Source organism: Microbacterium kyungheense (assembly GCF_006783905.1).
In the GTDB taxonomy this organism is placed as follows: Bacteria; Actinomycetota; Actinomycetes; order Actinomycetales; family Microbacteriaceae; genus Microbacterium; species Microbacterium kyungheense.
In genome coordinates this window covers 51,971-75,301 of sequence record NZ_VFPE01000002.1, presented here as the reverse complement: position 1 = coordinate 75,301, position 23,331 = coordinate 51,971, and the positions used below count along the sequence as shown (strand labels likewise).

Here is a 23,331-nt window from a genome sequence, read left to right as displayed (position 1 = left end):
GAACCAGGATCACCCGGGCGGACGGTCGGCACGAGGATCGCGAGCGCCACTCTACGACCGATCACGGACATCGTGACGGCGGAGCCTGATTCAGACCGAGCGCCGGCCCTCGAAGGCGCGGCCGAGGGTGACCTCGTCGGCGTACTCGAGGTCGCCGCCGACGGGAAGTCCGGAGGCGAGGCGGGTGACGGAGATCTCGAGCGTGTGCAGCAGGCGGCTGAGGTAGGTCGCCGTCGCCTCGCCCTCGAGGTTGGGGTTGGTCGCGAGGATGACCTCCTGCACGGTGCCGTCCGCGAGGCGCTGCATCAGCTGCGCGATGCGCAGGTCGTCGGGGCCGATCCCGGCGATCGGGCTGATGGCGCCGCCGAGCACGTGGTACAGGCCGCGGAACTCGCGCGTCCGCTCGATGGCGGCGACGTCCTTGGCGTCCTCGACGACGCAGATGAGCGTCTGGTTGCGGCGGGGGTCGCGGCAGATGGAGCAGCGCTCCTGCTCCGAGACGTTGCCGCACACCTCGCAGAAGCGCACCTTCTCACGGACCACTGCCAGGAGCTCGGCGAGGTGCGAGACGTCGAAGTTCGGCGTCTGCAGGATGTGGAACGCGATGCGCTGCGCCGACTTCGGGCCGATCCCGGGCAGGCGGCCGAACTCGTCGATCAGGTCTTGGACGATGCCGTCGTACATGGCCTAACTGAACCTCGTCGGGGGCTCGAAGGGCTCCTCGCGGACGAACGTCGCCCCGAGCACCTGGCGCACGACGGCTTCTCCGTACCGCTGGACGCCGTCGTTGCGCGGACGCACGACCGGCGTGAGCGGCGGCGCGACCGTCGGGGGGACGGGTGCATCGACGGGCGCACCTGATTCGTCGAGGCCGGTGTCGTCGTCGGGCTCCTCGTCGCGTTCGACGCTCGGCGCCAGGTCGGCACGTGCCAGCACGTCGCCGTCGTGCGGCGCTTCCTGCGGCGGCGCGAGCGTCGCCACACGGGCGCGCGCCGCGTCTTCGGGCTCGTCGTCGACGGCGAACTGGCCCATGCTCGGCATGGCGGCCGGGCCGGGATCGGGCGGCGGGGCGTCGTCGTCGGACGGGATCGCCGCGACGGCCCAGTCCGTGACGGGAGCGGCGGCTGCCGGGGCGGTCTTCGCGGCGGGGGCGGATGCCGCACCCCGCGGTGCCGGCGAGGTCGGTGCCGGCGAGGTCGGTGCCGGCGCGCTCGGCGCCGGCGAGCTCGGGGCCTGCGAGCCCGGTGCCGATGTGCGCGGGGCGGCCGCGGCCGTCGCCTGCGGAGCGACCGGCGACTGCGGAGCGGCCTGAGCCCGCTGCGCCGCCGGCGGCGCAGCGGTGGGTGACGCAGCGGGAGGCGTGGCAGAGCTCGCCATCGCGGGTGCCGGTCCGCGATCCGCGCTTGCACCACTCCCTCCGCTCGAACCGCTCGTTCCACCATCGGCGAGCCGGGGCAGGAACTTGACCTGAATGCCGAACACCTGCTCGATGGCACCGCGCACGTCGAGGAACGCCCCCTGGCCCTGCGGCTTGGGCTTGAACTTCGTCAGATCGCCGGCGCTGGTGAACTCGAGCGTCACGACCTGGTCGTCGCCCTTCGCTGTCACCGCGATAGGGCGCGAACCGGTCGCGACCATCCACGACGAACGGCTGATGCCCTCGAGCCGCGCGAGCACGTCGGGCCACGCCGCGACGAGGGTGTCGGTCGTGAGCTCGCGCGGCGCGGGGGGCGCCGGCTCGGGTGCGGGCGCCGGGGCAGGGGCCGGTGCGGGCACCGAGCCGACGGTCGACGCAGGTGTTTCGTCTCGCTTCGCTCGCTCAACGACCGGAACAGAGACGGCGGGGGCTGCGGCACTTGCGCTGAGCGACGAAGGAGACGAAGCGTCCGCTCCCCTCGCCAGCACCCTCGCGACCATCAGCTCGAGCTGCAGCCGGGGTGAGGTGGCGCCTGTCATGTCGTCGAGCGTGGCGATGACGAGATCGGCGATGCGCGACAGCCGGGCCGTGCCGAAGGCGTCTGCCTGGCGCTGCTTGCGCGCGAGATCGTCGGCCGAGATGCCGCGCAGCACGGCGGCGGCGCCCTGCCCTGTCGCCGCCACGACGATGAGGTCGCGCAGACGCTCGAGCAGGTCATCGACGAAGCGGCGAGGATCCTGACCGGTCTGCACGACACGGTCGACGGCCGCGAACGCCGCCCCGGCGTCGGACGAGCCGAATGCGTCGATGACCTCGTCGAGCAGCTCGTCGGGCGTGTATCCGAGCAGGGCGACGGCACGCGCGTAGGTGACCTTGGCGTCATCGGAGCCGGCGATCAGCTGATCGAGCAGCGACAGCGTGTCTCGCGGTGAGCCGCCGCCGGCGCGCACCACGAGCGGCAGCACACCCTGCTCGACCTCGACCCCCTCTTCGGCGCACAGCTTCTCGACGTACTCGAGCATCGCTGCCGGCGGGACGAGCCGGAACGGGTAGTGGTGCGTGCGCGAGCGGATCGTGCCGATGACCTTCTCGGGCTCGGTCGTCGCGAAGATGAACTTGACATGATCCGGCGGCTCTTCGACGAGCTTGAGCAGCGCGTTGAAGCCCTGCGGCGTCACCATGTGCGCCTCGTCGAGGATGAAGATCTTGAACCGGTCGCGGGCCGGGGCGAACACCGCCCGCTCGCGCAGGTCTCGGGCGTCGTCGACGCCGTTGTGGCTCGCGGCGTCGATCTCGACGACGTCGAGCGATCCGCCGCCGCCGCGGCCGAGCTCGATGCAGCTGTCGCATTTCCCGCACGGGACGTCGGTCGGACCCTCGGCGCAGTTGAGGCAGCGCGCCAGGATGCGCGCGGAGGTCGTCTTGCCGCAGCCGCGCGGGCCCGAGAACAGGTACGCGTGCCCGACGCGGTCGCCGCGCAGCGCCGTCATCAGGGGCTCGGTGACCTGCCCCTGACCGATCATCTCGCCGAACGACTCGGGCCGGTAGCGGCGATAGAGGGCTGTGGTCACTCCCCCAGCCTACGGCGTGGGTCCGACACTTCGGCAGGCTCGATGTCGGCCTCGGCTGGCAGACTCGGCGCATGGCGATGATCGGCACCCCCGGCGGAACCCCTGAGCGCCCGGCCGTCTTCTTCTCCGGGCCCGACGAGTTCCGCGCGTGGCTCGAAGCCCACCATGACACCGCGTCGGAACTGTGGATGGGGCTGTACAAGAAGCACGTCGCCGAACGCCCACTCACGTGGGAGCAGGCGGTGCCCGTCGCGCTGTGCTTCGGCTGGATCGATTCGGTCGCACAGCGGATCGACGACGACGCCGTGCGACAGCGCTGGTCGCCGCGCAAGCCGTCGAGCAACTGGTCGAAGGTGAACATCGAGCTCGTCGAGCAGCTCACCGCCCAGGGCCTCATGACCGAGGCCGGACTCGCGGCGTACGCGCGACGCCGTGAGGACCGCACCGGCGTCTACTCGCACGAGAATCCCGACCAGTCCCTTCCGCCCGAGTGGGCGGCGCGCGTCGCGGCCGACGCCGCGGCGACGGCGTTCCTCGACGCCGCGACCCCCACTTACCGCCGGCAGGTGATCCACTGGGTGCTGTCGGCGAAGCAGGAGACCACGCGCGAACGACGGCTCGCGCAGCTCATCGAGGGCAGCGCCGCCGGCGAGATCATGCCCTTCCAGCGCTACGGCGAGCTGCCCAAGTGGGTCGCGCGCGCGGCCGAGGCCGCCCGCGCGGCGGCCTGCGCCGACGCGTGAGCCGCGGCCGGGCCCACGTCGGCGTCAGTCGTGCGCGGCCGCCTCGGTCTCGGCGACGATGATCGGGATCGTGGAGGTCACCGTGGGCACCGACGCCGACAGCAGCGAGCCGTCTTCGCGCCGCGCCTCGCCCAGCTGCCGCAGCGTCGGGCGTCCGGCGATGACCGGCCCCTGGCCGTCCAGCGCCACGACGACCTCTTCGCCCTCGCCCACGACGTAGCCGACGCCTCGCACGCTGAAGCCGACGGGGTCGCCCTCGCCTGCCTTCACGCGCAGCTCGTCGCGCGTGACGGTGACGTCCAGCGCCGTGCCGTGCCAGTGCAGCGTGAACTCCAGCGACGGCCATGCCGCCGGCAGCCGCGGATCGAACGACAGCTCGCCGAAGTGGTCGCGCATCCCGCCGAAGCCCGACACCAGCGCCGTCCACACGCCTCCCGCCGACGCGACGTGCACGCCGTCGGACGCGTTGTGGTGCAGGTCGGCGAGGTCGACGAAGATCGACTGCCGGAAGTAGTCGAGCGCGAGGTCCTGGTACCCCACCTCGGCGGCCAGGATGGACTGCACGACCGCCGACAGCGTCGAGTCGCCCGTCGTCAGCGGGTCGTAGTACTCGAAGTCGGCGAGCTTGTCCTCGGGCGAGAAGTGGTTGCCCTGCAGGAAGAGCGCGAGCACGACGTCGGCCTGCTTGAGCACCTGGTACCGGTAGATCACCAGCGGGTGGAAGTGCAGCAGCAGCGGGCGCTTGTCGGCAGGCGTGTTCTCGAGGTCCCACACCTCGCGCTCGAGGAACACATGATCCTGCGGATGGATGCCGAGACTCGGGCTGAACGGGATGTGCATGGCCTCGGCGGCCCGGTCCCACGCCTCGGGCTCGCCCGGCTCGAGGGCGAGCCGGTCGACCATCTGCCGGTACACCTCGCCGTCGAGCTCCGCCATCTCGCGGACGGTGCGTGCCGCGAAGCGCAGGTTGAAGCGGGCCATGACGTTCGTGAACAGGTTGTCGTTCACGACGGTCGTGTACTCGTCGGGACCGGTGACGCCGTGGATGTGGAACACCTCGCCGTCGCCGTCCTCGGCACCGTCGCTCGAGCGCCAGAAGCCGAGGGTCGCCCACAGGCGCGCCGTCTCGACGGCGATGTCCACGCCCTCGCGGTGGAGGAACTCGTCATCGCCGGTCGCGCGCACGTAGGTCGCCAGCGCGAAGCTCACGTCGGCGTTGATGTGGTACTGCGCGGTGCCGGCGGCGTAGTACGCCGACGCCTCCTCGCCGTTGATGGTGCGCCACGGGAACAGCGCCCCGGCCTCGTTGAGCTGGAAGGCGCGTCGACGGGCGGCCGGCAGCATCAGGTACCGCATGCGCAGCGCGTTGCGCGCCCACAGCGGCGTCGTGTACGCGAGGAACGGGAGCACGTAGATCTCGGTGTCCCAGAAGTAGTGGCCCGAGTATCCCGAGCCGGTCATGCCCTTGGCGGGCACGCCCAGGCCGTCGGCGCGCGCTGCGGCCTGCGCGAGCTGGAACAGGCACCAGCGGGTGGCCTGCTGCAGGTCGTCGTGGCCGCCGATGCGCACGTCCGAGCGCTCCCAGAAGCCGTCGAGCCAGGCGCGCTGCCGCTCGCGGACGACGTCGACGCCCTCGCTCAGGGCGCGGTCGAGCGTGCGGCGGCACCGGTCGACGAGCTCCCGGGCCGGCACGCCGCGGGACGTGTGGTAGCTGACGAGCTTGGTGACCCGCACCGGCACGCCCGCCTTCGCCTGCACGCGGAACACGTTCTTGGCGATGTCGGGCTCGATGAGCGAGCGTGCGCTGTACTCGTTCTCGGTCTCGACGATGTGGTCGGCGATGACGGCGAGCGACATGCCCGACTCGGTGACGCGGTATGACAGCGCCGCACGGGTGCCGTCCTGCCAGTACTCCTGCGGCTGCAGCACCCGCTCATGGATGCGCTCCGCCTTGCGCGGGTCGAACGCCGCCTTCGCGCGGCGGGTCGGCGGCGTGCCGCCGTAGACGTCCTCGCCGTCCTGGCGGTTGATCATCTGGCAGCTGACGGTGACCGGCGCGTCGGCGTTGAGGACGGTGACGTCGACCGACATGAGCGCGAGGTGCTTCTCTTCGAACGACACGAGGCGCTCGAAGTCGATGCGCACCTCTTTGCCCGACGGCGTCACCCACAGGATGTGGCGGCGCAGCACGCCGTCGCGCATGTCGAGCACGCGCTCGTACTCCCGCACATCCGCGACGTCCAGCGAGAGCGGCTCGTCGTCGACGTACACGCGCATGACCTTCGCGTCGGGCGCGTTGACGATGGTCTGCCCGACCTCGGCGAATCCGTACGCCTGCTCGGCGTGGCGGATCGGGAAGGTCTCGTGGAACCCGTTGATGAACGTGCCGTGCTCGTGCGCGAACCGCCCCTCGGGGTGATTGCCGCGCAACCCCAGGTAGCCGTTGCCGACGGCGAACAGCGTCTCTGTGACGCCGGCGTCGTCCTCGTCGAACGACGTCTCGACGAGCCGCCACGGGTCGACGGGGAACCGATCGCGATCGATCATCGTACGAACTCCTCCAGATCCTTCACCACCACATGGGCCCCGGCATCCACCAGGTCCTGCTGTCCGACGCCGCGGTCCACGCCCACCACCAGGCCGAAGCCGCCCGCTGCCGCGGAGCGCACCCCGCTGATGGCGTCTTCGACCGCGGCGCTGCGCGCGGGCTCGACCCCCAGCATCCGCGCCGCCTCGACGAACACGTCGGGAGCGGGCTTGGAGGCGAGGTGGTCGCGCTCGGCGATCACGCCGTCCATCACGACCGCGAAGCGGTCGCGGATGCCGGCCACGGCCAGCACCTCTTCGGCGTTCTTCGAGCTCGACACCACGGCGACCGGGGTGCCGGCCGCTGCGAGGACGTCGAGCAGGCGCAGCGATCCAGGATACGCGGCGATCCCGTCGGCGCGGAGCACACGCTCGAAAACGGCGTTCTTGCGGTTGCCGATCCCGCACACCGTGTCGGCGGTCACGGGGTCCGACGGAGCCCCCCACGGCACCTCGACGTCGCGCGAGCGCAGCAGGCTCGCCACGCCGTCGTAGCGCTTCTTGCCGTCGAGGTGGTCGAAGTAGTCGCGCTCGGTGTACGGCGGCGTGATGTCCCACGCGGCGAAGAGCTCTTCGAACATGGTCTGCCACGCGTGCATGTGCACTTCCGCGGTCGGCGTCAGCACGCCGTCCAGATCGAACAGCACGGCGTCGTAGGCGGTGAGATCGGGGAGCGCATCCATGGGCTTCAGGGTACGTGGGGCAGGTTACGCGCGGGAGACGCCGAGCGTCTGTCGCGCGATCTCGAGCTCTTCGTCGGTCGGGACGACCAGCACCGTCACGGGCGACGCGTCGGTCGAGATGACGCGGATGCCGCGGTCCGGGCTCTCGTTGCGCTCGTGGTCGATCTCGACGCCCGCGAAGCCCAGGGTCTCGAGTGCGCCGGAGCGCACGAGCGGGGCGTTCTCGCCGACGCCGGCGGTGAACGAGATGACGTCGGCCCCGCCGAGCTGCGCCAGGTAGGCGCCGGCGTATGCGCGCAGGCGGTGGACGTAGACCTGGAACGCGAGGATGGCGCGCTCGTCGCCGCGCTCGATGCCCGCCCTGATGTCGCGCAGGTCGTTGGAACCGGCGAGACCGAGCAGCCCGCTGCGCTTGTTGAGGAGGTCGTCGAGGTCGTCCACGTCCATCCCCGCGCGCCGTTGGAGCTGGAACAGCACCGCGGGGTCGATGTCGCCCGAGCGCGTGCCCATCACGAGGCCCTCCAGGGGCGTGAAGCCCATCGACGTGTCGATGGAGCGTCCGCCGTCGATCGCCGTGACCGATGCGCCGTTGCCCAGGTGGAACACGATCTGCTTCAGCTCGCCGAGCGGGCGGCCGAGGAACGCGGCCGCCGCCTCGCTCACGAACTTGTGCGACGTGCCGTGGAACCCGTACCGCCGGATGCGATGGGATGCCGCCACCTCGGCGTTGATCGCGTACGTGTAGGCCGCGGGCGCCAGGGTCTGGTGGAACGCCGTGTCGAACACGGCGACGTGCGGCACATCCGGGAACGCCCGTCGGGCGGCGTGGATCCCCGCGAGGTTGGCAGGGTTGTGCAGCGGCGCGAGCACCGACAGCTCGTCGATGTTGATCTCGACGAGCGGCGTGATCAGCGTCGGCTCGAAGAAGCGCGCACCGCCGTGCACCACGCGGTGGCCCACGGCGACCGGCGGCTGCTCGTCGAGCGACGGGCCGTCCGCGGCGAAGGCGTCGAGCATCACCGCGAAGCCCGCCGTGTGGTCGGGGATCGGCAGCTCGCGCGTCCGCGTCGCGTCTAGGAAGGCCGGGGCCGGCCCGTCCGTCGGTGTCGCGTACACGGTGTGCCGGGCGACCCCCACCGGCTCGCCGATCCGCTCGACGAGACCCGAGGCGAGCGTGCGCTCGGTCGCCATGTCGAGCAGCTGGTACTTGAACGACGACGAGCCGCTGTTGATGACCAGGACGGGGATCATGGGCGTCACTCCCCCTGCGCCTGGATGGCGGTGATGGCGATGGTGTTCACGATGTCGTCGACGAGGGCGCCGCGCGACAGGTCGTTGATGGGCTTGTTGAGGCCTTGCAGCACAGGCCCGATCGCGACGGCGCCCGCGGAGCGCTGGACGGCCTTGTAGGTGTTGTTGCCGGTGTTCAGGTCGGGGAACACGAACACCGTGGCACGCCCGGCCACCTGTGATCCGGGCATCTTCGCCGCGGCCACCGCGGCGTCGGCGGCGGCGTCGTACTGGATCGGGCCTTCGACGAGCAACTCGGGCGCTCTGGTGCGGACGAGAGCCGTGGCATCCCTCACCTTCTCGACGTCGGCGCCCGAACCGGACTCGCCCGTCGAGTACGACAGCATCGCCACACGCGGGTCGATGCCGAACTGCGCCGCCGTCGCCGCGGACGAGATGGCGATGTCGGCCAGCTGCTCGCTCGTGGGATCGGGGATCACCGCGCAGTCGCCGTAGACGAGCACACGGTCGGCGAGCGCCATGAGGAACACGCTGGAGACGACCGAGACGCCAGGCCTGGTCTTGATGATCTCGAACGCGGGCCGGATCGTGTGCGCGGTGGTGTGGGCGGCGCCCGACACCATGCCGTCGGCCAGGCCCAGGTGCACCATCATCGTGCCGAAGTACGAGACGTCGGTGACGGTGTCGGACGCCTGCGCCACCGTCACGCCCTTGTGGGCGCGCAGCCGCGCGTACTCCTCGGCGAACTTGTGGACGTGCACGGCGTCCATCGGCGAGAGCACCTCGGCGCCCTGCAGGTCGATGCCGAGCTCGATCGCGCGCGAGCGCACCTCGAACGGCTCGCCCAGGATCACGAGGTCGGCGATCCCGCGCTTGAGCACGGTCGCGGCGGCGCGGAGCACACGGTCGTCGTCGCCCTCGGGCAGCACGATCCGCTTGCGCTGCGCCCGGGCGCGCTCGATGAGCTGGAACTCGAACATGAGCGGCGTCACCACGGTCGCGCGTGCGACGCCGAACGCCGTCAGCAGCTCGTCGATGTCGACACTCTGCTCGAACAGCGACAGCGCGGTGTCGTAGCGGCGCTGCGAATCGGCGGCGAGGCGCCCCCGCGTGGTCATGATGCGCACCGCCGTCTCGTACGTGCCGAGCTCGGTGGTGATGATCGGCACCTTGGACCCCAGCCCGTCGAGCAGGCGGGTGACCGGCTCGGGCAGCTCGAACCCGCCGTTGAGGACGATGCCCGAGATCGACGGGAAGGTGCCCGACGCGTTCGCGAGAAGCGTGGCCAGCAGCACTTCGGACCGGTCGGCCGGGATGATCACCACGCCGCCCTCGAGCAGCCGCGGCAGCACGTTGACCATCGACATGCCCGCCACGACGACGGCGAGCGCCTCGCGGGTGAGCCGGTCGGGATCGCCCGAGAGCAGCTCCCCCTCGACGGCGCGCATGATGCCGCGAATAGACGGGGCGACGAGGAAGCGATCCTCGGGGATCGCCCAGACCGGCACGGGTGCGGCGCCGGCGGCGGGAGCGGAGGTGGATGCCGCGACCGCACGCCGGATCTCGGCGATGGTCTCGGCGGTCAGGCCCGGGTCGGCGCGGTTGGCGATCACCGCGAACAGCTTCGCCCGCCCGTGCGCGAGCTCGGCGAGCGCCAGGTCGGCGATCTGCCCCACCTCGGCGGGCGTGCGCGCGAGCGACGAGCCGAGCTGCTCGGGCTGGGTCTGGTTCTGCGCCGACCGTCCGCCGAGCACCAGCAGCACGGGCGCGCCCAGGTTGGCGGCGATTCGGGCGTTGTAGGCGAGCTCGGCCGGACTGCCGACGTCGGTGTAGTCGCTGCCGACGATCACGACCGCGTCGCACTGCGCTTCCACGGCCTTGTACCGCTCGACGATCGTCGCCAGTGCGGCATCGGGATCGTGGCGCACGTCGTCGTAGGTGACGCCGATGCACTCGTCGTACGGCAGGTCGACGCCGTCGTGGTCGAGGAGCATCTCGAGCACGTAGTCGCGCTCGACGGTCGACCGCGCGATCGCCCGGAACACCCCCACGCGCGGTGTCGCATGGCTCAGCGCGTCGAGGACGCCGAGTGCGACCGTGGACTTGCCCGAGTGGCCTTCTGCCGACGTGATGTAGATGCTCTGCGCCACGCGTCCAGCCTAGGGTCGGCCGGCGGCGCGGCGACAGGGAGCCCGCCGGGAAAAGTAAGACTCTCCGCGAACCCGGCAGAGCCTGGTTACCCTTGCTACGTTTCCGTCCTGGGGGAGTTGGCCTGGATGCCGCCTCGCGGAGAGCTGACACCAGTCTAACCCGATCCGCAGGCGCCCCCGCGCGCGGGCCGGCCGCGCGACCGCGGCCGCCGGCATCCAGCGATCTCCCAGTGCCGCGCCCGTCGCGCCGTGGTTAGGATCGAGCCGTGGGCGAGGACGCCCGCGTCCACCCGCCGAACCGCCTGATGGGAGGCGGAACAGGAGGCCTCGATGGTCGATACCGCCACGGATGCGCAGATGACGGGGACGGATGCCGCCGCGCGGGGGTCCGGAACGCTCACGGCCGAGGGGTTCGCGCGGGTCACCGACGCGATCCTCGACGCCGTCGGCAGCGTCATCGACGGCAAGCCCGACGCGGTGCGCAGCGCCCTGGTCTGCCTGCTGGCGGAAGGGCACCTGCTGATCGAGGATGTGCCAGGCGTCGGCAAGACGATGCTCGCGCGCGCCCTCGCGACCTCGGTCGACGCCACCGTGCGGCGCATCCAGTTCACGCCCGACCTGCTTCCCGGCGATGTGACGGGTGTGAGCGTCTTCAACCCGGTCGAGCGCGAGTTCGAGTTCAAGCCGGGTGCGATCTTCGCGCACATCGTCATCGCCGACGAGATCAACCGCTCCTCCCCCAAGACCCAGTCGGCGCTGCTGGAGGCCATGGAGGAGCGGCAGGTCACCGTCGACGGCCGCACGCACTACGTGCCCGAGCCGTTCCTCGTCGTCGCGACGCAGAACCCGCTCGAGATGGAGGGCACCTACGCCCTGCCCGAGGCGCAGCGCGACCGCTTCATGATGCGCATCTCGATGGGCTACCCGGACGCACGGTCCGAAGCGCTGATGCTGCGCCAGCGCGACACGGTCAACCCGCTCGATCAGCTCAAGGCCGTCGTCTCGGCGGACCAGGTGACGAGCCTCATCGCGTGGGCCCGAGCGGTCCACGTGGCACCGGCGATCGAGGACTACGCGGTGGCGCTGTCGCAGGCGACGCGCACGCACGCCGACCTGCGCCTGGGCGCGAGCCCGCGCGCGACGCTGCAGCTGGTGCGCGCCGCCAAGGTGTGGGCCGCGCTCGACGGGCGCGCGTTCGTCATCCCCGACGACATCACGGCGCTGCTGCTGCCGGTGTTCTCGCACCGGCTCATCCCGACCCGTTCCGCGGGCGGCGCGCGCGCGGGGACGGCCGCGGACGCGATCACGACGATCCTCGAGCGCGTCGCCGCCAGCGTGCGCGTGCCCATCGCCGCAAGGCAGTGAGAACGGGGAGACAGGGGATTCTGGGGAGGATGCGATGAGACGGGCATGGCCGCTCACCGTGCGGGGCACAGGCGCCGTCGTGCTTGCCGTCGCGTGCTTCATCGTGGCGAACGAGGCCGGCATCGTCGAGCTCACCTACTTCGGCATCCTGCTGCTGGCGGCGGTCGGCGCGAGCGTCGCCTCGCTGTACCTCGGGCGCCGCACCGACGTGGTGACCCGGTCGCTCGTGCCCGATGTCGCCGCCGTCGGCCGCGAGACGATGGTCTCGGTGCGGGTCGGCGTGCGCACCGCGCTGCCGACGCCGCCCGGCACCTGGCGCGACGCCCTCCCGAAGGGCCTGCGGGGCGCCACCGAAGGACCGTTCCCCGCACTCGGGTCCGGTCTGCGCGGCGGGGCGGGCGGCGGCGAGCGCGTCGTCAACCTGACGTACACGATCACCGGGGCCCGGCGCGGAGTCCACTCCATCGGCCCCCTGACGGTCACGTCATCCGACCCGTTCGGACTCGCCCGGCGCACCATCGCCTTCTCGGGCCGCACGCCGGTCACCGTCGCCCCCGCGGTGGTCGACCTGTCGCCGCTCATCGACTACGCCGGGGCGACCGGCGGCACGCTCCACACCACCACCAACCAGATCGGCCAGGGCGCCGACAACCTCGTCGCGCGGCCGTATGCGCCCGGCGACTCGATGCGTCGCATCCACTGGCGCGCGACCGCGCACCGCGACGAGCTGATGGTGCGCCAGGAGGAGCAGGAGTCCACGCCGGAGGCGACCGTCGTGCTCGATCGGTCCGCTGAGCGGTGGTCGATGGACGCGGTGCGCGAGCCCGGCGCCGACCCCGCCTTCGAGGCCGGGGTGTCGGCATGCGTCTCGGTGGTCGCCCGGCTGGTGCACGACGGGTATGCCGTCGAGGTGATCGACAGCGAGGGCCACGTCCTCGCCGAGCGCATCGACGGCGGCGACATGACCGAGGTCGACCGCATGCTGGCCCAGTTCGCGACGGTCACCGCGCAGCGCGATGATCTGCTGGGACGCCTGCCGCGCCTGTTCACGGGTATCTCGACGGGTCCGGTCGTGGTCATCGTCGGGCGCCTCGATCCGGTCGACGCCGACGCGCTCGGGCCCGTCGCGCACCACAGCACGATGCCGCTCGTGCTGGCCACGAGTCCCACCGGGGACGCGCTGGACCGCGCCGCCGACCACGGCTGGCACATCGCCCGGATCGACCCCGACCGCGACCTCGCGGTGGCCTGGGGCAACGCGGTCGGACGAGGGGTGAGCCATGTCCTCGGATGACGCCGACAGGGGTGCGCGCCGCGGCGGCCAGCGCCTTCTCGCGTTCGCGATCCTCGCCGCCCTGCTGGCGGCGCTGCTGCCGGTCGCGCGCGTCGTGCAGTCGGGTGCCTGGCTCATCGGCGCACTGGCACTCGCGGCGCTCGTCCTCGCCGCCGGCTACAACGCCCGCAAGTTCCGCCTTCCCGCCGTCGCGGTGACCCTCATCGAGCTGGCCGTCTGGGTCGTGTTCATGACGCTCGTGTTCCTGCGCGAGACGGCGCTGCTGTGGGTGATCCCGACGCTGGACACCTTCCGCGCGGTGCCGATCCTCATCGGCAACGCGAGCGAGGAGATCACCCTCGGCGCGGCTCCCCTCGAGCCCACCCTCTCCCTCGCCTTCGTGGTGGTCGGCGCGATGGGGCTCCTCACGATCATCGTCGACCATGTCGTGGTGACCGCGCGGATGCCGCTGCTCGGCTCGGTGGGCATCATCGCGGTGTCGCTCATCCCGGCGATCGCCGTGCCCGGCGACGTCGACGTCATGGGATTCGTCTTCCTGGCCATCACGATCCTCTTCCTCCTGCGCTCCGAGACGCGCTCACGCGAGAAGCCCCTGGAGCGGGAGGCCGAGCGCACCGCCGGAGTGCCCGCGACGGCGGTGGGGATCGGCGCGATCGCGATCGTGGTCGCCGTCATCGCGACCCCTGCCCTTCCGGCGCCCGCCCGTGCGGGTGGGGGCGGATTCGGTCCCGGCGCCGGGATCGACGCGACGCTGCAGCTCGGCGACGACCTGCGCCGGCCCCAGGACACCGTCGTCATCAAGCTGCGCACCGACTCCCCCGTCGTGCCGTACCTGCGTGCCACGACGCTCAGCACCTTCGAGGGCGACGTGTGGGAGCCCGACCGCTCCCAGACCGTGGCGCTCACGAGCGACCGCGCGTTCGGCGAGATCGACCTGGCGGACGACATCGATACCACCGAGTACACGACCAAGGTCGACATCGTGAACCTCGACACGGTGTGGGCGCCGGTGCCCTACCCGGCCGAGGCGGTCACCGGCCTCGACGGGCTGTGGGGGGCGGTCCCGTACAACCGCACGGTGGCGACCGCCAACGGGACGACGCAGGGCCAGTCGTACGAGGTCGTGTACGACCCGCCACGCCCGTCGCTGGAGCAGATGCGGGCGCTCGTCTCGGGCGGCGACCAGGTGCGCGACGACACGACCGAGCTGCCCCAGGACCTGCCGCCGATCATCGCCGAGACGGCGGCGCAGGTCACCGCCGACGCGACGAGCGACTACGACAAGCTGATCGCGCTGCAGCGCTGGTTCCGCGGCGGCGAGTTCACCTACTCCCTCGAAGCTCCCGTCGAGGACGGCTTCGACGGCAGCGGAGCGGACGCCGTGGCACAGTTCCTCGACGTCAAGAAGGGCTATTGCGTGCACTTCGCGTCGGCCTTCGCGCTCATGGCGCGCACGCTCCACATCCCGTCGCGGATCGTGGTCGGCTACCTCCCCGGCGAGGCGACCTCCGAGACGCTCGACGGGGAGGTCGTGTACGCCGTGAAGAGCTCGCAGCTGCACGCCTGGCCGGAGGTGTACTTCGAAGGCGTCGGCTGGATCTCGTTCGAGCCGACGGTGAGCCTCGGCGTGCCGACGACGTTCTCGCCCGCGGCGGCGCTCCCCGGTCAGGGGCAGGGCGCCGACACCCCCGCACCCGGCGTGACCCCTGCCCCCTCCCGGTCGGTCGATCCCAGCCGCCTCGGTCCCGACGAGCAGCGCAACGCCTCGCAGACCGGTGCGACGCGGTCCGCCATCGACCCCGTCCCGCTGTTCGGGGTCGTCATGCTCGTCGTGTTCGTGCTCGCTCTGCCGTTCCTGGCCCGCGAGCTGCGGCGCCGCCAGCAGGACGCGTCCGCTCGTCGCGGAGACGCGGCGGCCGCGTGGCAGTCCGTCCAGGACGCCGCGATCGACATCGGCGTCGAAGTGCCCTCGAGCGAGACGCCGCGTGCCTTCGCGCAGCGGCTCATCTCGCAGCACGGGGTCCCGGCATCCGAGATGAACACCGTCCTCATCGCCATCGAACGCGTCAGCTACTCGCGTGCCGGCACCCGCTCGTACTGGATGGGGGATGCCGCGGCCGACGCCGCGACAGCGGTCCGCGCCGCGCTGCTGGCCTCGGTGCCGCCGTCACGGCGCATCGTCGCGATCCTCGCGCCGCGGTCGCTGGTCATCCGCCCCGGCAGCGTCTACGCCGGCACGGCGCCGGTGCGAGGACGGTAGCCGCGTCAGGGTAGGATGTTCTCTGGTCCTCCGGGACCGCCCGGAGGATTCGCCTAGTGGCCTATGGCGCACGCTTGGAAAGCGTGTTGGGGATGAAACCCCTCGGGGGTTCGAATCCCCCATCCTCCGCACCTGCGATCCCAGTGTTTTCAAGGGATCGCGACTCGATTTGGATCCCGTGGCACAGTTGGTGGCACAGTTGAGGGTCGGGATTGACATAATTCGTGGTCCGCGACGGAGGTTTCGACCGCCCTCCGACCGCGAGATCGTAGCGAACAGACGATGCTCCGTGCCGGGCTTTCGCGGCATAGCCTCGTCGCTGCGCTCCTCGTTATTCCACGGTCCCGGCACTGCGCACCGCCTGCCCGCTGAGTTCGCTGATGTCGGCGTTGGCCGAGGTGTGAGTACGAACGAATTAGGTGACGGGATCGAGCTCGGGCAGCTCCGTCGACACCGGCGCGAGCAATTCCCCCACGAGATCCGCGGCGCCACGCTGTAGCGTCCGAACGGCATGCGAGTACGTGTTCAGCGTCGTCTGGATGTCGGCATGGCCGAGCCGTTCCGAGACGATCTTCGGGTGCACGCCGGCGCGCAGAAGCAGTGTCGCATGCGTGTGGCGCAGCTCGTGCAGGTGTAGAACATCGAGATCCGGATGCTCCGCGACGGCCCTCGCTACCCGTTCACGCCACTGGCGCGAGAACTGCGTGGGGTTGTGCGGCGCCCCGTAGCGATTGCAGAAGATGAGCTGCTCGCCACGCGCCAGTTCCGGAGAGACCGCGCGGAGCACGTCATGGCGCGCGCGGAACGCATCGGTGAGCCGGCGATCGATGTCGACGTTGCGAACGCGACCACTCTTCGTGGCGCGGAAATCGATCACCGGACGCCTGCCGGCTTCCTTCACGTACGACATTGCGCGAGCGACAGTGACCACCTGATTGTCGAGATCGACGTCCTTCCAGCGAAGGCCAAGGAGCTCGCCACGTCGCATGCCAGTGCCGAGCAGCGTGAGCCACGCCAGCCACAGGTAGTCGCCTGACGACTCCGACCACTCCAGAAACAGGCGCGCGTCCTCGGCGGACCACGTCGTCATCTCGGGCGGCGCGGCTTCGAGCTTCGTCGGGGGCGAGGCTCGCTTGGCAGGGTTGAAGCGGATCAGCCCATCCTCCAGAGCGTGCTGGAGCACCTGCGAGACCAGTACGTGCACGTGCCGCACCGTCGCCGCGCCCAGCGGCTCGCCGATGTGACCTCGATCCTTCCTGCCGGTAAGTTCCAGCTGTCGGTAGAAGCGATTGAGTTGGTCCTTGGTGATGTCGGCGATCGGCGCGCGCCCGATCGACGAAGGCAGGACGTGAACGCGGAAATGCTTGCGATAGCCGGCAAGGGTCGACGGCCGCACGCGCAGCGAGTCGAAGTACTTCTCCGCGTAGGCGTTGAACGTCTCGCGAGTCTCGTCGACGTGCACGCCCCGGCGGATGTCGACCTGCACCTCGCCGAGCGCGGCGAGGGCCTCGCGCTCGGATGCGAAGCCCCGTCGGAATCTGCGGACAGCGTCACCGTCGGGGCGGTCGACCCAGTACGCGACTCGGTACCGCATCTCGCCCGACTTTGTGGTGTACGGCGAGACGGTGCCGTCCTGATTCGATCGTCTGGGCATGCCATCGCTCCTCTCAGTTGAGAGTCGGACCGCCCGTAGTCGGAGCGATCACCGGCCCAGAGAGTTCCTGCTCGGGGCCCGTAAGTCTCGGCGCGAGCCCCTCCGACCGCGCGCGGTTCATCAGCCGGGTCGCGGTGCTCTGGCTGATGCCCAGGCTGTCGGCCACCGCCTTCAGCGGCGGCAGGTTGATCGCGCCTGCGAGCGCGTACGTCCGCGATGCATCCACGACACTCGCCGTGAGATCACGATCCTTCCGGCTCTGCATGCGGCGAATGTAGTCCCCACCCGAGCACGTTGTCTCGCCGGGCTCCGAAACTGTGGATAGTTTCAGGCCGCTCACCTGGAGCGCAGCCTGCACGCGGACCTCGCGCAGCGTGAGGCTGGTCACCTCATCGCCGACCCCGCTGCGCGCGACGCTCACCTCGGTTGCGACCACACGACCCAGGCTTCGGTCGTACGCCGCATGCACACGGATGTCGCCGGGCACACCTGGCTCCCCCCGCACCACCACCGTCCAGGCCGCGGGAACGCTCACCCCACCGCCGACAGTCACCCGTTCGTCACTGATGTCGACGGCCTCGAGTTGCACCATGCCGCCAGTATTACAGGCCGGAATCCTCTGAACAACGTACGACATGACGCATTCATGACATAACTGGCTCTGAATCGTGCTACGGTGTGCATGCGTGATGACAATGGTGGCTCACGAAGGAGATGCAGGATGAACCGCTCGCCGAACTCACTCGCTCTCACCTACAAGGACGCGGCCGTGCTGGTCGGTGTCGAGTACCGCACCATCAGGCTCGGCGTCGAACGCGGCACGATCCCTACCGTCCAGCTCGGACCGCGCCGGATGATCCCCCGCGCCGCCCTGCTGCGGGTGTTCGGGGTCGAATCCTAAGTCGCGGCTGCACCTGAGCGTCATGCTCGACGCACGCCTTCCTGCCGAATGGCTCGGGAGCATTCGCATCGACAATCTCAGTGACCGCGCCTTCCGAGTCCTCGTCAGCGCCCTCATGTGGTGCAGCAGTCAGGGCACGGACGGGTCGGTGCCGACCCGCTACACGAAATACCTGCACCCGGAGGGCGACGACCCTGCGGCGTTTGACGAACTGGAACGCGCCGGCCTCTGGAAGCGCGTCGACGACGGCTACCGCCTCGTGGGTTGGACGAGCACTTTGCGGCAGTCGACGGCTGAGGAGGTCGAACGCTACCGCGAGGGCGCGAGACCACGCCAGAAGGAGTACCGCGACCGGCAGCGAGCCGCTATTGCGGACCACCCCGGGCCGCGCGTGATGCACAGGCAAGCCATCAGTGACGGGACGCCTGACAGCACGCGTGACATGACAGCGAACGTAGGGCCAGGCTCCTCTGATCAATCGAAGAGCGGAGCCAACGCGACGCGTGAGAAGACGGCCCACGTCACGCATAACGCGGACTCACCCTTCTGCACGAAACACCCGACCGGCACTCCGAAGCCCTGCAGCGCCTGCGCACGCGCCAGAGCGGTGCTGGAAGCCCGGCAGGGCCGTCTCACGATCCCCGGCTGGGACTGCACGGTAGATGGGCACAAGCCCTCTACCGATGGCACGTGCGCAGTCTGCGCAAATCGGCCCGGTCGATCCGTTGCGTAGCGCGCACAAGCCGACTCTGGCTGACGCCGCGGCTCGCTTCCAGTCCTCGTTTGTCAGACGAGCGCCTCCGGACTCCGACAATCCCTCTCGCGGTGCGCCGCAGGCGCTGTCCGTCGCGCCCGCATGCCGGGGACGCTCGACCGAGCTGGAGCAACCAGCCAAGAGGTCGCCCGCTATCCGCTCACGCCAATAGTCTGCGTCTTGCCGGAGGCAGCCCGTGCGACCACACTGAGGGCAGGGACTGGGAGGCAGAGAGATGGCGGCAGGGACCGACTCCGATCCATGGGTGCTGCGCACGGCGCCGGGCACCTCGGAGTACACGATGTACCGGGACGGCGAGCAGCTCGTGTGCCAGGTGGGCAGCACACGCCTGACTTACCAGGCACGCGCGATCAATGACCTCCACGAATGGCTTCTCGAACAAGCCGACTGGGTGCCACTCGGCGCAGCCGACGAGCAGAAGCCTGCGAGCGAGGGCACGGTGGAAGCGTGGGGTCGTGCGGGGAACAACCCGGTCGGAGGCTGGTACGGCACGCGAAAAGGCTATCGAGGCCGGTTCGGGATGTACCTTCCACCCCTCCTGGAGGAACTCGGTCTGGTCGAACTGGAGCACAACGCACGTAACAACCGCGTGAGAGCACTTGCACCGAGCTGACGCATCGTCACCCGGGATGGGATGTGTGACCTGTGGCGACTGTGCGCGTCTGAGGCCCGCGGGAGCCCCAGAACGGGCTCGCGATCCGGAGCCGAACGGGCGGTGACGGGCACCCAACTTGGCGCCGAAGGGACCTGCGTCGCCTGAAAGACCGCTTCCGGTCGCTTCTTAGAGTCGCCTTAGACGGCGGTGCGTACCGTCCGCTGTGTGATGGAGACAGTCGACCTGACGCCCGTGGCACGCCGCCGGCGCGAGATGCTCAGCAAGGTGCCCGAGGTCACCCTCTGGTTCTGGATCATCAAGATCCTCTGCACGACCGTCGGCGAGAGCTTCGCGGACTGGATCAACATGACCCTCGGCGTGGGGCTGGAGATGACGGCCGTCATCTTCACCGTGGTCCTCGCCCTGGTGCTGACATGGCAGCTCGCGCTCCGACGATACGTGCCGTTCGTGTACTGGCTCACCGTCGTCGTCGTCAGCGTGACTGGCACCCTGTACACCGACATCCTCACCGACAGCCTCGGGGTTCCCCTCGCGCTGAGCACGACGGTGTTCGCGGCCCTGCTCGCGGGGGTGTTCGGCGTGTGGTGGAGCACGCAACGCACGCTCTCGATCCACAGCATCACCACGACGCCGAGGGAGCTGTTCTACTGGCTCGCCATCCTGGTCACCTTCGCGCTGGGTACCGCCGCGGGCGACTGGATCCTCGAGCTCACCGGGTGGGCGCCGGGAATCTCCGTGCTCCTGCCGGCCGGACTCATCGTGGGCGTCGTGATCGGGTGGCGCCTGGGCGCCAACTCGGTGCTCGCCTTCTGGCTCGCCTACATCCTCACCCGCCCGCTGGGCGCGAACCTCGGCGACTGGCTCGGGCTGCCGGCCGACCAGGGCGGTATCGGCCTCGGGGTGGGCTGGACGAGCGTCCTGTTCCTCGGCGCGATCCTCGCCACCGTGATCTTCCTGACGGTGTCGCGCTCCGACGTCATCCATGCGGACCAGGGCGGTCCGAAGCAGCAGCGGCACGCCGTCCGCAGCAACCCGCGGCGGGAGCGACTGGTCCTGGCGGGGTACGGCGTGCTGGCCCTCGCCACCGCGGGGCTGCTCATCGGTGCGGCCGCGCAGCCGCACGGGACCGCCCCGGCGAGTGAAGAGGAGGGCCCGGTGGTCGCGGCCACGCTCGCGCCGGGGCAGTCGGCCACCGAGCACTTGCCTGCGGCGAAGGTCGCCGCGTTCCGCGCGATCGTGCAGGATGCTTCGGATGCCGTCGCCGCAGGCGATCAGGGCGCCGCGACAGCGAAGGCCAAAGAGCTGGAGAGGGCATGGGACGATGCCCAGTCCACGCTGGAGCCTCTGGACGAGACCGGGTGGACTGTGCTCGACGGCCAGATCGACGACGTGCTCTCGGCCATCCGCGCCAGCACCCCCGACGCCGCGCAGGAGAAGGCCGCACTAGCGACGCTGCAGGAGACGCTCGGATGACGGATCCGCTTCGTCGCGCCGCGTCCGCGCACGACGACGCGAACGGCACTGTGGGCGCGGTCCGCGCCCGCCCTGGAAGCATGTGGCCGATTCTGGCGATCGCCGCCGTCACGATCGCCGCGGTCATCGGCGCAGGGCTGGCGATCGTGGCTTCGCCGACGTGGTCGGCTGACGAGATGCGCATGGTCGAGGCTGTCCACGGTGCGCACAACGCGGTCTTCGACCTCGTCGCGTTGACGATCAACACGGTGTTCGGGCCCGCCGGGGCGGTGCTGGTCGTGGCGATCAGCCTGGCATGGGCGCTCCTCCTGACCAGATCCTGGCGTCCTCCGCTGCGGATCTTCGTCGTGCTGGGGGTCCCCTGGGTGCTCGCCGAAGCCATCAAGCCGGTCGTGGAGCGACCTCGCCCCGACCCCGCGCTGCTCTCGCCGGCGGTCATCCCCGATCCCGCGACCTTCAGCTACCCCAGCGGTCACACCGCGTTCGCTGCGGCTCTGGTCTGCGCGCTGATCGTCGTCCTCGCGCCGGCAGGTTCTCGGGGCGGTCCCATCGCCGCCGGGGCGGTGATCGTGCTGATCACCGCGTGGTCACGGATATACCTCGGAGTGCACTATCCCACCGACGTCGCAGCATCCATGCTGCTCGTTCCCGTGGCCGCCCTCGCGGTCGACCGTGTCGTCAGCATGTGGAGCTGGTTCGCCGCCCCCAGGGATCAGGGCGGTGCGGCGGCAGCGACGGACTGACGGCGACCGACTGGCCGGCGAGCCGGTCTGCGAGCAGACTCGGCTCGGGATACCGCGAGTCGGTCGCCGTCGAGGGTCCCCGCCGTACCCTTGGGCATCGAGGGCGGATGCGGGAAGGAGAGCGTGATGTCGGATGATCGGCCGAGGCTGCTGCTCGCTGAGGATGACCCCCAGCTCGGTCCGCTGATGGTGCGGGTGCTCAGCGAGGTCTACGACGCCGAGCTGATCGTCGACGGGAACGCCGCTCTCGAGAAGGCTCTCGAGAGCAGGTTCGACGTGCTCGTCGTCGACCGCCGACTGCCGGGGATCGACGGGGTGTCGATCGTCGAGACCCTGCGCCGAAGCGGGACGACGACGCCGATGCTCATGCTCACGGCGCTGGGCACCGTGCAAGACAAGGTGCGGGGCCTGGATGCGGGTGCGAACGACTACCTGGTGAAGCCGTTCGACTTCGACGAGCTGTTCGCACGCCTTCGCGCGATCCGGCGTGTCGCCGACGGCGAGGGCCCGTTCGTGCGCATCGGGCCCTGGGAGTTCTACCCGGACTCGCGCTCCGTCTATTCGCCGTACGACGGGCGCACGATCCTCACGGAGCGTGAATCCGCTCTGCTGAAGCTGCTCGCCGGGCATCCGCAGAAGACCTTCGGGCGGGATGAGATCCTCCGCAGCGTCTTCGACGCGACGGACTCTCCCGGCACGGTCGACACGTACGTGCACTATCTTCGCCGCAAGACGGAACCCGACATCGTCACGACTGTGCGCGGCCTCGGATATCGGCTGGGGATGCTGTGACCCGTCGGTCGCAGGCGATGGACGCGGACGCGCTGCTCGTGCGGCGTACGGCGGTCCGCGTCGGGGTGTGGCTCACCATAGCCGTGTCGCTCCTGGTGCTCGCGGTGCTCGCAGCCGGGCTGACGTTCGTGCTCACCCAGGTGCCGCTGAGGGAGGTGTTCGACCCGAGCCGCCATGAAGAGATGGTCGACGTCGGGGGACTCGACATCATCGTCGGCGGTGTCTCCATCGGAGTGCTCGCGGTCGCGTCGGCAGGGCTGCTCGGGCTGCTCGCCACTCGCCGTGCGGTGGCTCCGCTCGTCGACGCACTGAGCAGGCAGCGCCGCTTCGTGGCCGACGCCTCGCACGAGCTGCGCACACCACTGGCCGTGCTCGACACCCGGCTGCAGGTGCTGGAGCGGTCGCTCGCCGCGGACGACCCGCATCGTGCACTGGTGGGCGAACTGCGCGACGACTCGCGCAACATCATCAACGTGGTCAACGACCTCCTCGACTCGGTCGACACCACGGCCACCGGCGACGCGAAGCCCATCGCGATCCGGCCGGTGATCGACGGCGCCGTGGCGGCCATGCGGCTCCTCGCGCAAGAGAAGCAGGTGACCCTCGAGACGGTCGCCGTACCCGACGACCTCGCCGCCGCGATCCCCGACACCAGCCTGCACCGCGCGCTCGTGGCGCTGCTCGACAACGCCGTGAAGCACTCGCCGGCAGGCTCCGTGGTGAGGGTGACCGCGGCCGGCGATCGCCGTTGGACGCTCATCTCTGTCTCGGATCAGGGCGGCGGCATCAGCGGGATCGATCCCGGCCGCATCTTCGACAGGTTCGCCCGCTCCTCGTCGACTGTGGACGGCGGCGGCAGCAGCAGCGTCGGGTTCGGGATCGGGCTGAACCTCGTGCAGGACACGGTCGGCAGGTTCGGGGGGAGTGTCGAGGTCACCGCCACCTCGGGCGACGGGACTACCCTCACGCTGCGACTGCCACGGCCCCGACGCTGAGCGCGTCGTTCGCCGCGCGAGAGGGGCCGCCGCAGATCGGCAAGCCCCTCTCGGAGCAGTCG

Annotated in this window: 19 protein-coding genes, 1 tRNA gene and 1 other RNA gene; 12 read left to right on the top strand and 9 right to left on the bottom strand. The window is 70.4% G+C overall.

Annotation, left to right across the window (positions count from 1 at the left end; translation table 11 throughout):
• Positions 1–90 precede the first annotated feature (90 nt).
• Together recR and FB391_RS07025 are read right to left on the bottom strand one after the other, a co-directional pair.
• The gene (gene recR / locus FB391_RS07030; RefSeq protein WP_141893763.1) at positions 91–684 is read right to left on the bottom strand and encodes a recombination mediator RecR; all 594 of its coding nucleotides are present in this window, start codon (positions 682–684) and stop codon (positions 91–93) included.
• A gap of 3 nt (positions 685–687) precedes the next feature.
• A complete protein-coding gene (locus FB391_RS07025) occupies positions 688–2,988 on the bottom strand; it encodes a DNA polymerase III subunit gamma and tau (protein ID WP_141893762.1) in 2,301 nt (766 codons plus the stop codon).
• A 71-nt stretch (positions 2,989–3,059) separates the two neighbouring features.
• Between FB391_RS07025 and FB391_RS07020 the strand changes: the two genes are divergently transcribed.
• On the top strand, positions 3,060–3,731 hold the full coding sequence (locus tag FB391_RS07020) for a YdeI/OmpD-associated family protein (protein WP_141893761.1): 672 nt from the start codon (positions 3,060–3,062) through the stop codon (positions 3,729–3,731).
• Between the two features lie 24 nt (positions 3,732–3,755).
• Here FB391_RS07020 and FB391_RS07015 read toward each other — a convergent pair whose 3' ends face one another.
• From FB391_RS07015 to ffs, 5 genes are all read right to left on the bottom strand, one after another.
• On the bottom strand, positions 3,756–6,278 hold the full coding sequence (locus tag FB391_RS07015; RefSeq protein WP_141893760.1) for a glycoside hydrolase family 65 protein: 2,523 nt from the start codon (positions 6,276–6,278) through the stop codon (positions 3,756–3,758).
• Entirely contained in the window at positions 6,275–7,000 is a 726-nt protein-coding gene (locus FB391_RS07010) for an HAD family hydrolase (RefSeq protein ID WP_141893759.1), read from the bottom strand. Before FB391_RS07010 ends, FB391_RS07015 begins: the two co-directional genes overlap by 4 nt.
• A 24-nt stretch (positions 7,001–7,024) precedes the next feature.
• Positions 7,025–8,251, bottom strand: a complete 1,227-nt coding sequence (locus FB391_RS07005; RefSeq protein ID WP_141893758.1) for an acetate/propionate family kinase — start codon at positions 8,249–8,251, stop codon at positions 7,025–7,027.
• A gap of 5 nt (positions 8,252–8,256) precedes the next feature.
• Positions 8,257–10,401 carry a phosphate acetyltransferase gene (pta, locus tag FB391_RS07000; RefSeq protein ID WP_141893757.1) on the bottom strand — a complete coding sequence of 715 codons (2,145 nt, stop codon included), beginning with the start codon at positions 10,399–10,401 and terminating at the stop codon, positions 8,257–8,259.
• A 52-nt stretch (positions 10,402–10,453) separates the two neighbouring features.
• Positions 10,454–10,550: signal recognition particle sRNA small type (gene ffs / locus FB391_RS06995), an RNA gene on the bottom strand.
• Positions 10,551–10,758: 208 nt separating this feature from the next.
• Here ffs and FB391_RS06990 point away from each other — a divergent pair.
• The 4 genes from FB391_RS06990 (at position 10,759) to FB391_RS06975 (ending at position 15,449) form a co-directional block, all read left to right on the top strand.
• On the top strand, positions 10,759–11,766 hold the full coding sequence (locus FB391_RS06990) for an AAA family ATPase (protein WP_141894660.1): 1,008 nt from the start codon (positions 10,759–10,761) through the stop codon (positions 11,764–11,766).
• 34 nt (positions 11,767–11,800) lie between these two features.
• Positions 11,801–13,060 carry a DUF58 domain-containing protein gene (locus FB391_RS06985; protein WP_141893756.1) on the top strand — a complete coding sequence of 420 codons (1,260 nt, stop codon included), beginning with the start codon at positions 11,801–11,803 and terminating at the stop codon, positions 13,058–13,060.
• Positions 13,047–15,320 carry a transglutaminase TgpA family protein gene (locus tag FB391_RS06980; RefSeq protein WP_141893755.1) on the top strand — a complete coding sequence of 758 codons (2,274 nt, stop codon included), beginning with the start codon at positions 13,047–13,049 and terminating at the stop codon, positions 15,318–15,320. The genes FB391_RS06985 and FB391_RS06980 overlap by 14 nt, the downstream gene beginning before the upstream one ends.
• Before the next feature lie 42 nt (positions 15,321–15,362).
• Positions 15,363–15,449: transfer RNA gene (locus FB391_RS06975), tRNA-Ser, on the top strand.
• Positions 15,450–15,735: 286 nt separating this feature from the next.
• On the opposite strand, the gene FB391_RS06970 is transcribed toward FB391_RS06975, so the two are convergent.
• Both FB391_RS06970 and FB391_RS06965 read right to left on the bottom strand, forming a co-directional pair.
• On the bottom strand, positions 15,736–16,974 hold the full coding sequence (locus tag FB391_RS06970) for a tyrosine-type recombinase/integrase (protein WP_141893754.1): 1,239 nt from the start codon (positions 16,972–16,974) through the stop codon (positions 15,736–15,738).
• Positions 16,975–16,987: 13 nt separating this feature from the next.
• Positions 16,988–17,566, bottom strand: a complete 579-nt coding sequence (locus FB391_RS06965) for a helix-turn-helix domain-containing protein (RefSeq protein WP_141893753.1) — start codon at positions 17,564–17,566, stop codon at positions 16,988–16,990.
• Positions 17,567–17,695: 129 nt separating this feature from the next.
• Here FB391_RS06965 and FB391_RS06960 point away from each other — a divergent pair, with 129 nt between their 5' ends.
• The 7 genes from FB391_RS06960 to FB391_RS06930 all read left to right on the top strand — a co-directional run bounded on the left by FB391_RS06960 (position 17,696) and on the right by FB391_RS06930 (position 23,269).
• The gene (locus tag FB391_RS06960) at positions 17,696–17,875 is read left to right on the top strand and encodes an excisionase family DNA-binding protein (RefSeq protein ID WP_141893752.1); all 180 of its coding nucleotides are present in this window, start codon (positions 17,696–17,698) and stop codon (positions 17,873–17,875) included.
• A 22-nt stretch (positions 17,876–17,897) separates the two neighbouring features.
• Positions 17,898–18,608: a hypothetical protein gene (locus tag FB391_RS06955; protein WP_141893751.1), complete on the top strand. Its 711-nt coding sequence runs from the start codon at positions 17,898–17,900 to the stop codon at positions 18,606–18,608.
• Between the two features lie 256 nt (positions 18,609–18,864).
• On the top strand, positions 18,865–19,263 hold the full coding sequence (locus FB391_RS06950; protein ID WP_141893750.1) for a DUF6855 family protein: 399 nt from the start codon (positions 18,865–18,867) through the stop codon (positions 19,261–19,263).
• Positions 19,264–19,473: 210 nt separating this feature from the next.
• A complete protein-coding gene (locus FB391_RS06945; protein WP_246093399.1) occupies positions 19,474–20,739 on the top strand; it encodes a COG4705 family protein in 1,266 nt (421 codons plus the stop codon).
• On the top strand, positions 20,736–21,482 hold the full coding sequence (locus FB391_RS06940; RefSeq protein WP_141893749.1) for a phosphatase PAP2 family protein: 747 nt from the start codon (positions 20,736–20,738) through the stop codon (positions 21,480–21,482). Before FB391_RS06945 ends, FB391_RS06940 begins: the two co-directional genes overlap by 4 nt.
• A 126-nt stretch (positions 21,483–21,608) precedes the next feature.
• Entirely contained in the window at positions 21,609–22,274 is a 666-nt protein-coding gene (locus FB391_RS06935; RefSeq protein WP_141893748.1) for a response regulator transcription factor, read from the top strand.
• Entirely contained in the window at positions 22,271–23,269 is a 999-nt protein-coding gene (locus tag FB391_RS06930; protein ID WP_246093398.1) for a sensor histidine kinase, read from the top strand. Before FB391_RS06935 ends, FB391_RS06930 begins: the two co-directional genes overlap by 4 nt.
• Positions 23,270–23,331 lie beyond the last annotated feature (62 nt).

Bases quoted from the DNA above. Each gene is read 5' to 3' on its own strand.
- recR (WP_141893763.1), bottom strand. From the start codon at position 684: ATGTACGACGGCATCGTCCAAGACCTGATCGACGAGTTCGGCCGCCTG.
- FB391_RS07020 (WP_141893761.1), top strand. From the start codon at position 3,060: ATGGCGATGATCGGCACCCCCGGCGGAACCCCTGAGCGCCCGGCCGTC.
- FB391_RS07015 (WP_141893760.1), bottom strand. From the start codon at position 6,278: ATGATCGATCGCGATCGGTTCCCCGTCGACCCGTGGCGGCTCGTCGAG.
- FB391_RS07010 (WP_141893759.1), bottom strand. From the start codon at position 7,000: ATGGATGCGCTCCCCGATCTCACCGCCTACGACGCCGTGCTGTTCGAT.
- FB391_RS07005 (WP_141893758.1), bottom strand. From the start codon at position 8,251: ATGATCCCCGTCCTGGTCATCAACAGCGGCTCGTCGTCGTTCAAGTAC.
- FB391_RS06990 (WP_141894660.1), top strand. From the start codon at position 10,759: ATGACGGGGACGGATGCCGCCGCGCGGGGGTCCGGAACGCTCACGGCC.
- FB391_RS06985 (WP_141893756.1), top strand. From the start codon at position 11,801: ATGAGACGGGCATGGCCGCTCACCGTGCGGGGCACAGGCGCCGTCGTG.
- FB391_RS06980 (WP_141893755.1), top strand. From the start codon at position 13,047: ATGTCCTCGGATGACGCCGACAGGGGTGCGCGCCGCGGCGGCCAGCGC.
- FB391_RS06970 (WP_141893754.1), bottom strand. From the start codon at position 16,974: ATGCCCAGACGATCGAATCAGGACGGCACCGTCTCGCCGTACACCACA.
- FB391_RS06965 (WP_141893753.1), bottom strand. From the start codon at position 17,566: ATGGTGCAACTCGAGGCCGTCGACATCAGTGACGAACGGGTGACTGTC.
- FB391_RS06960 (WP_141893752.1), top strand. From the start codon at position 17,696: ATGAACCGCTCGCCGAACTCACTCGCTCTCACCTACAAGGACGCGGCC.
- FB391_RS06955 (WP_141893751.1), top strand. From the start codon at position 17,898: ATGCTCGACGCACGCCTTCCTGCCGAATGGCTCGGGAGCATTCGCATC.
- FB391_RS06950 (WP_141893750.1), top strand. From the start codon at position 18,865: ATGGCGGCAGGGACCGACTCCGATCCATGGGTGCTGCGCACGGCGCCG.
- FB391_RS06945 (WP_246093399.1), top strand. From the start codon at position 19,474: ATGGAGACAGTCGACCTGACGCCCGTGGCACGCCGCCGGCGCGAGATG.
- FB391_RS06940 (WP_141893749.1), top strand. From the start codon at position 20,736: ATGACGGATCCGCTTCGTCGCGCCGCGTCCGCGCACGACGACGCGAAC.
- FB391_RS06935 (WP_141893748.1), top strand. From the start codon at position 21,609: ATGTCGGATGATCGGCCGAGGCTGCTGCTCGCTGAGGATGACCCCCAG.